General features: G+C 68.1%; 2 protein-coding genes. Both read right to left on the reverse strand.

All coding sequences use genetic code 11. The annotated features are described in order from the left end of the window. Positions 1–62 precede the first annotated feature (62 nt). Positions 63–884, reverse strand: a complete 822-nt coding sequence (gene istB, locus Mam01_RS35995) for an IS21-like element helper ATPase IstB (RefSeq protein WP_275409133.1) — start codon at positions 882–884, stop codon at positions 63–65. After that, positions 881–1,183: Mu transposase domain-containing protein (locus tag Mam01_RS36000; RefSeq protein WP_425563139.1), on the reverse strand; the 303-nt coding region annotated here is incomplete at its 5' end. The genes Mam01_RS36000 and istB, both read right to left, overlap by 4 nt.

Raw genomic sequence — 1,183 nt, forward strand, 5'->3', positions numbered from 1 at the left:
GTCAACGGACTCCCGATAGTGACCCCCAGCGGTTCCGGGAACTTTAACCCCCCGGGGTTGGCTCAGTCGCGGTTGGCGCGGTTCTCTTTGGCCAGCAGCTCGCGGCGTTGGCGGGTGCGGTAGGAGTCGCCGGTGAGGGTGAGGACCTCGGCGTGGTGAACGAGCCGGTCGATCATCGCCGCGGCGACGACGTCGTCGGAGAAGGTCTCACCCCACCGGCCGAAGGGCAGGTTCGAGGTGACCATGATCGAACCCTGCTCGTAGCGGGAGGCCACAAGCTGGAAGAACAGGTTGGCCGCGTCCTGGTCGAAGGGGATGTAGCCCACTTCGTCAACGATGATCAGCTTGTAGCGGCGGATCTTCTTCAGTTCTGTCTCCAACTGCCCGGAATGGTGCGCCGCCGACAGGCGGGTAATCCAGTTGCTGGCGGTGTCGAACAGCACCGAGTAGCCCGACTGGCAGGCCTTGACCCCAAGCCCGATGGCCAGGTGGGTCTTGCCGATCCCGGGCGGCCCGAGCAGGATCACGTTCTCGGCCTTGGCGACGAAGGTGGCGGTGGCCAGGTGGGCGAGCACGTCGCGGCGCAGTGAGGGCAGGTGGTCGAGGTTAAAGTCCTCCAGGGTCTTCACCTGGGGGAAGTGGGCGGTGCGGATGCGCATGACGGTGCCCTTGGATTCGCGGTCGGCGACCTGGCGCTGCAGCAGCGCGGCCAGGTACTCCTCATGCGACCAGTTCTCCTCGCGGGCTTGGGCAGCGAGCTCCTCCCAGAACGCGCCGATGGTCGGCGTCTTGAGCACCCGGGTGAGGTAGGCGATCAGCGATGGCAGGCCATCTTTGGGCGGCGCGGCCGGCATCGCCGATGGGGTCGTGGCGGCTGTGGTCACTGACTGCTCGCTTCCGTGTCGTGTGCGGATGGGTCGAAGTCGACGCCGAACAGGGCGTCGTAGTCGGGCAGCGCCCGCAGCATGACGGCATGGCCGTCGGGGTGGAAGCGGGTAGCTGTCTGGCGGCTGTGCCGCTCGGCGGCCAGCGCTTGGCGCATCGCGGCGGCGGCGTGGGCGTGGGCGGGGTCGGTGACCACGCCGTGCTTGGCCCAACTGCGGGCGTGGCAGGCCACGACCTGGCCGTCGCAGACCACGCGCACCTCCTGCGGGGAGGCGGTGATCTCGACGAACCGGCCGAT

Source organism: Microbispora amethystogenes, assembly GCF_016863015.1.
In the GTDB taxonomy this organism is placed as follows: Bacteria; Actinomycetota; Actinomycetes; order Streptosporangiales; family Streptosporangiaceae; genus Microbispora; species Microbispora amethystogenes.